This window comes from Pseudomonas sp. Larv2_ips, from assembly GCF_963879675.1.
GTDB lineage: Bacteria > Pseudomonadota > Gammaproteobacteria > Pseudomonadales > Pseudomonadaceae > Aquipseudomonas.
On sequence record NZ_CAWOAW010000043.1, the window covers coordinates 186,658 to 192,787 of the forward strand.

At 61.9% G+C, this 6,130-nt stretch carries 6 protein-coding genes; 2 read left to right on the forward strand and 4 right to left on the reverse strand.

What is annotated here, in order from left to right:
- Position 1: 1 nt before the first annotated feature.
- The 4 genes from AACV02_RS30760 to AACV02_RS30775 are packed head-to-tail and all read right to left on the reverse strand — an operon-like array spanning position 2 to position 4,077.
- Positions 2 to 964, reverse strand: coding sequence for a Dyp-type peroxidase (locus AACV02_RS30760; protein ID WP_106579590.1), 963 nt, complete (start codon positions 962 to 964; stop codon positions 2 to 4).
- A 50-nt stretch (positions 965 to 1,014) separates the two neighbouring features.
- Entirely contained in the window at positions 1,015 to 2,040 is a 1,026-nt protein-coding gene (gene rtcA, locus AACV02_RS30765; protein WP_119736101.1) for an RNA 3'-terminal phosphate cyclase, read from the reverse strand.
- An 8-nt stretch (positions 2,041 to 2,048) separates the two neighbouring features.
- Positions 2,049 to 2,837: a nucleotidyltransferase domain-containing protein gene (locus tag AACV02_RS30770; RefSeq protein WP_119736104.1), complete on the reverse strand. Its 789-nt coding sequence runs from the start codon at positions 2,835 to 2,837 to the stop codon at positions 2,049 to 2,051.
- 13 nt (positions 2,838 to 2,850) lie between these two features.
- Positions 2,851 to 4,077 (reverse strand): RtcB family protein, encoded by a 1,227-nt coding sequence (locus tag AACV02_RS30775; protein ID WP_119736106.1) that lies wholly within the window; start codon positions 4,075 to 4,077, stop codon positions 2,851 to 2,853.
- Between AACV02_RS30775 and AACV02_RS30780 the strand changes: the two genes are divergently transcribed.
- Complete coding sequence (locus tag AACV02_RS30780; RefSeq protein ID WP_157986799.1) at positions 4,076 to 4,222, forward strand: hypothetical protein; 147 nt, start codon at positions 4,076 to 4,078, stop codon at positions 4,220 to 4,222. The two genes, AACV02_RS30775 and AACV02_RS30780, sit on opposite strands and share 2 nt — an antisense overlap.
- Before the next feature lie 67 nt (positions 4,223 to 4,289).
- Positions 4,290 to 5,891 carry an RNA repair transcriptional activator RtcR gene (gene rtcR / locus AACV02_RS30785; protein WP_119736108.1) on the forward strand — a complete coding sequence of 534 codons (1,602 nt, stop codon included), beginning with the start codon at positions 4,290 to 4,292 and terminating at the stop codon, positions 5,889 to 5,891.
- The last annotated feature ends 239 nt before the right edge of the window (positions 5,892 to 6,130 follow it).

The window sequence follows — 6,130 nt, forward strand, 5'->3', positions numbered from 1 at the left end:
GCTAAGCCCCAGGCTGGCGGTCGGCCAACGCTTCGAGCAGGTCGGCCGAGGGCACGAAAAACAGGCCGCCGGTGACCGCCGTGCTGAAGTCCAGCAAGCGGTCGTAATTACCCACGGGGCGGCCGACAAACATGTTTTCCAGCATCTGCTCCAGCGGCTTCGGCGAGCGCGCGTAGCCGATAAAGTAGGTGCCGAACTCACCGGCGCCCGGGCGGCCAAAGGGCATGTTGTCGCGCAGGATCTTCACTTCTTCACCGTGCTCGTCGGTGATAACGGTCAACGCGCTGTGTGAGTTGCTCGGTTTGGTCTCTTCATCCAGTTCGATGTCCGCCAGCTTGGTACGCCCGATCACCTTCTCCTGCGCTTCCACGGTCAGGTCGTTCCAGGCCGCCATGTTGTGCAGGTATTTCTGCACCAGCACGTAGCTGCCACCTTCGAATTCGCGGTCTTCGTCGCCGACGATAGTGAAACCCACCGCCTTGCGCCCCACCGGGTTCTCGGTGCCATCGACAAAGCCGATGATGCTGCGCATGTCGAAGTAGCGAAAACCCTGGACCTCATCCACGACCTGGACGCTGTCGCCCAGGGCCGCCATCAGTTGGGTGGCCAACTCGAAGCACAGGTCCATCTGCTCGGCACGGATGTGCAGCAGGATGTCGCCAGGGGTCGAGACGGCCTTGCGCCCTTGCACACCAAACTCGCGAAATGGATGCAACGCCGCCGGGCGTGGGGCGCCGAACAGCCGGTCCCAGGCATCCGAGCCAAACCCGCAGACGCAGGTCAGGTTGCCTGCCGGTACGCGCTTGCCGACCGAACGCACCAGCCCGGCTATGTCACCGCACCAGGCCCGCACAGTGTCGAGATTGCCGGGCGTCAGGGTGGCGACCATGAAAATCGCGCTGCTGGTGATGGGGTGGCAGACGGACTGCGGTTCAAGGGGTGGCTGAACGGGGCACGTATTCATGATGAACATCCACAGGCTAAGGGCGGTTTTGACCCGCGCAGGTTAGCAGATCAGACCCTGCGACACTCGACCAGCAACCCGCCCTCCTCGCGCACACGGCTTTCGATCACCACCGGCAGGAAGCGTTGAATTACCGTCGTATTGCTGTGCAAGTGCTCGCTCATGTGTGGCGTGGTAAAACGTCCGCCGCCGGCCAACGCCATCGGCAACAGCAGTTGGTCCGCCAGGTGCTCACCCACCGCAGTGTCGGTGCCCTGCCACTCCATCGCCTGGTTGATGGCCTCATCGGCCACGGCCTCGGCCCGCACGGTGGTCATGCCGAACGCACTGAATACTTCGGTGACCTGCGCGTGGACGTATTCCAGCATCAGCACATTGCCCGGTCCTTGCTGCGGGTCAATGTCTATCGGGAACAGCTGCGCCTGGGTGAACCCCAGGCGCTGGCGGACGCGCTTGAATTCACGCTCACTCACCTGATCCGCCAGCCCGGCATTCAGGACGATGGCGCGTTTTTCCAGCAGCTTGCCGCACTGCATCAGCTGCAACGCCTGCAGGTCCGATGGCTGGATAAACGCCTCCACTTCGCCGCCGCCCGCCGGGACGAAACCATAGCGTATGAGGTTCAACTCGACGCGCGCCCCCATGCGCCGCAACAGCGGCAGCCAGGCCCGCTGCAAAAAGTCCACCGGAGGCGCCAGCGGGTTATGGGTGCCGCCGCTGATCGTCACGCGGCTGGTGGTTGGCGCGCGCAACAGCGCCGGTAGCAACGTCTGCAGCACCAGGGTGCAGCTGCCGGCCGTGCCGATCGCAAAGCGGTACTCGCCGCCTTGTATCGGCCCGGGCTCGAACAGCAGGTTCTGCGAGCCCAGCTCAGCCCCTTGCACCGTGGCGCCACACACGTGGGCGGCGGCCAGCACGGCAGTCAGGTGTTGGCGCATCAATCCTGGCCGACTGCGCCTGGCGCGGATGTTTTTGATGCGCAACGTCAGCCCGGTCACCATTGCCAGGCTCAAGCCACTGCGCAACACCTGGCCACCGCCAATGGCGCCGTCGAGTTCAATCACGTCCTGTTTCATGTTCGTCCTTATGCGTAGCGGTTAACCGTGTGTCGAAGGTAATGATCCAGGCGCTTTGCGTCTGCTTGCGTGCGTGGCAAAACCGGCACTTCGCGTTCCAGCTCGCGCTGGATAAATGCGTGCAGTGCCGGGCGCCGTGGTCCATAAGCGGCCTCGCCGGCATTGCGCTTGAGGGCCAGCAGCGTTGCCACTTCGTCGAGCAGTTGCGGGTCATCCACCGTGCCAAGCAAGTCGGCGAAGGTCATCGGCGGGCGTCCCAGGCCCAGGTCGATCCAACGCACTGCCAGCAACGGCCTCAGCACGTAGAAGTACTTCTTGAACCGCACCTCCTCGCCTTGCAGGTAACCACGAAAATTCTTCCTGGCCATCGACAAGTAGTGATTACGCGCCGCCGGCGGGCTGTAGAACGTTTCGGCCAAGGCCCGCAATTGCGCCGTCGCCTCAGTTTCCTGGCGATACACCAGGGGCGAATCCAGCCACTCCAGCAACGTAGGGTTGGACTTGCGCAACAGCCCCAAGGTCTTGCGCAGCTCCCATCCGCTGACATCCAGCTCGTCATCCAGCGGGCGCTCGATCACATCCCGCGGCGCATCCACCTGCATAAACCAATCAGGCTTTTCCACGTAGACAAAGCGCACGTCGTAATCGCTGTCGGTAGACGCAAACCCCCAGGCGCGACTGCCCGACTCACAGGCATACAGCACGCTCACGTTGCGCTCGCGCTCTATGCGTTCCAACTCATCCAGCACCCGCGCGCGCATGGCGTCGCTGAGTGGGTGACGTTCTTCCCTTTCCATCGTTGTGCTCCTCTTAACCTTTTACGCACACCACCTGACGCAGGGTGTGCAGCACTTCAACCAGCTCGCGCTGGGCATGCATGACGGCGTCGATGTCCTTGTAGGCCATCGGAATTTCATCGATCACATCGGCGTCCTTGCGGCACTCCACGTGGACCGTGGCGCGGATCTGGTCGGCCACCGTGAAGGTGTTTTTCGCTTTGGTGCGGCTCATGGTGCGGCCGGCGCCGTGGCTGCACGAGCAGAACGACTCTTCGTTGCCCAGGCCGCGCACGATGAAACTTTTTGCGCCCATGGAACCCGGAATAATCCCCAGCTCGCCCTTTTTCGCCGACACCGCGCCTTTGCGCGTCACCAGGATCTCTTCACCAAAGTGCCGCTCCTTTTGCACGTAGTTGTGATGGCAGTTCACCCCTTCCAGCACCACTTCAAACGGCTTGCTGATCACCTGGCGCGTGGCCTGAACCACCGCGCGCATCATCAATTCGCGGTTCTGCCGGGCAAAATCCTGCGCCCAGCCCACGGCTTGCACGTAGTCATCGAAGTGCTGGCTGCCCTCTTCGAAATAGGCCAGGTCGCGGTCCGGCAAATTGGCCAGGTGCTGGCGCATGTCCGCCTGCGCCAACTGGATAAACAGGTTGCCGATGGCGTTGCCCACGCCGCGCGAACCGCTGTGCAACATGAACCAGACACGGTTGGCTTCATCCAGGCACACTTCGACAAAGTGGTTACCCGTGCCGAGCGTGCCCAAATGCTGGCGGTTGTTGCTGTGCTCAAGCTGCGGGTACTTATCGGTAATTGCCTTGAACCCGGGGTGCAGCGTCGCCCATACCTGATCGGCCTGGGCCGGCACGTCCTCCCAGGCGCCTTTGTCACGTCCTTTACGGCTGCGGGTACGACCATGGGGCACGGCGGCCTCGATGGCACAACGCAGCCCGTGGAGGTTGTCGGGCAAATCGCTGGCGGTCAGCGTGGTGCGCGCGGCAATCATCCCGCAGCCGATGTCCACGCCCACCGCCGCCGGGATTATCGCGCCCACCGTAGGGATTACGCTGCCGATGGTCGAACCCTTGCCCAGGTGCACATCCGGCATCACCGCGAGGTGCTTGAAGATAAACGGCATCTTGGCGGTGTTCATCAACTGCTGGCGGGCTTCAGGCTCAACCGGCACACCTTGGGTCCAGAGTTTGATCGGCTTGCCGTTGGCCACTTCCAGCAGTTGGTAGGTGTTCTCTTGCATGATCTCGATTCTTTTTTTGGAAAGCCGTCATCGCGGCGTTGAACAGGCTATAGCAGCGGGCGTGCCAGCTTTTTACGAAACCCAGATAAATCCATATCTCATTGTTTTATATAAATATTTATCCATTATGGAATTTAAACGCTGAAAATCGATGGCAAGCGTCTTCGCCAATTCATATCCTTGCTTATCGTCACTTATATTTTGGTCTAGCCATGAAGCACAAGCGCACCGTCGCCATCGGGTTTATCGGGTCAAAGCTGGACCGCGTCGGCAAAGGCGCCAACCGCTGGAACCACTGGCGCCCCAGCGTCGGTCTGTGCCAGCAGGCCGATGTACTGATTGATCGTCTGGAGCTGATCCACGACGTCGATGCCCGCGACGTCAGCCTCGCCGAACGGGTGCGCGCCGACATCCTGCAGATCTCCCCGCACACCGAGGTGCGCCTGCACGCGATGCCGCTGCAAAACCCGTGGGATTTCGAAGAGGTCTATGCCGCGCTGCATGATTTCACCACCGACTATGCCTTTAACACCGAGCACGAGGACTACCTGGTCCACATCACCACCGGCACGCACGTGGCGCAGATTTGCTGGTTCCTGCTGACCGAGGCGCGCAACCTGCCGGCGCGCCTGATCCAGACCGCACCGGCCCGCCGCCGTGACGACACCGCGCCCGCCACCGGCACGCACACGCTGATCGACCTCGACCTGTCGCGCTACGACCGCATCGCGTCGCGCTTTGCCCACAAGCGCCTGGAAGGCCTGGCGTTTCTCAAGTCAGGCATCGCCACGCGCAATAGCGCTTTCAACCACTCCATCGAGCAGATCGAACGCGTGGCCGTGCGCTCCAAGGCGCCGATGCTGCTGATCGGCCCCACCGGTGCCGGCAAGTCATTCCTCGCCCGGCGCATCTACGCACTCAAGCGCAGCCGCCACCAAATCCAGGGGCGTTTTGTTGAAGTGAACTGCGCGACATTGCGCGGCGATGGCGCGATGTCGGCGTTGTTCGGTCACATCAAGGGCGCTTTCACCGGCGCCCAAAATGCCCGCGATGGCCTGCTGCGCGCGGCGGATGGCGGCATGCTGTTTCTCGATGAAATCGGCGAACTGGGTCTGGATGAGCAGGCGATGCTGCTCAAGGCCATCGAAGAAAAACGCTTCTACCCATTGGGTGCCGACCAAGAGGTGGGCAGCGACTTCCTGATCATCGCCGGCACCCACCGCGACCTGCGCGAGCGGGTGGCGCAAGGGTTGTTTCGCGAAGACCTTTACGCGCGGATCAACCTGTGGACCTTTGACCTGCCGGGCCTTGCGGGCCGGCGTGAGGATATCGAACCCAATATCGATTTCGAACTGGAGCGCCATGCCCGCGAGCAAGGCCGGCGCGTGCGTTTCAACCTGGAGGCGCGGCGGCGTTACCTGGCGTTTGCCTGCTCCAGCGAAGCCGTCTGGCTGGGTAACTTTCGTGAGTTGTCGGCCTCGATCACCCGCATGGCCACGCTGGCGGACAGTGGGCGTATTGATGAGGCGCAGGCTGAAGAGGAAATTCAGCGTTTGCGTTATGCCTGGGGGTTGTCTGCGCCGCAGGCTGATTGGCAAGCCTTGCTGCCGACGGAGCTGGATCTGTTTGATCAGGTGCAACTGAAGGCGGTGATTGAGGTGTGTCGGCAGTCCGACAGCCTCTCGGATGCGGGGCGCCGGTTGTTCGGTGTGTCGCGTCAGGCCAAGGCGCAACCGAATGACGCGGACCGTTTGCGTAAGTACCTGGCGCGGTTTGCGCTGGATTGGAAGCAGGTGGCGTCTGTGCAGGCCTGAGGTTGGCCGCTTGATTTGCTGGGGATTTTTTCGCGGTGTTAGTGGGGGTTGAGGTGGGTTTTATCGGGTTCTTGGGTTTGGGTAGTTGGGCGCTCTGGGGGGAATTGAGTTGGCGGCTCTTTGGGGGGGGCATATCCGTTAGCTGGGTGATGGCGGATATCGGTTCCGCTCTTACAGCGGGTCACTTTGGAAAAGCCCCAAAGTAACCAAAGGGCTCTTGCCCCACCACTCGGCACCTC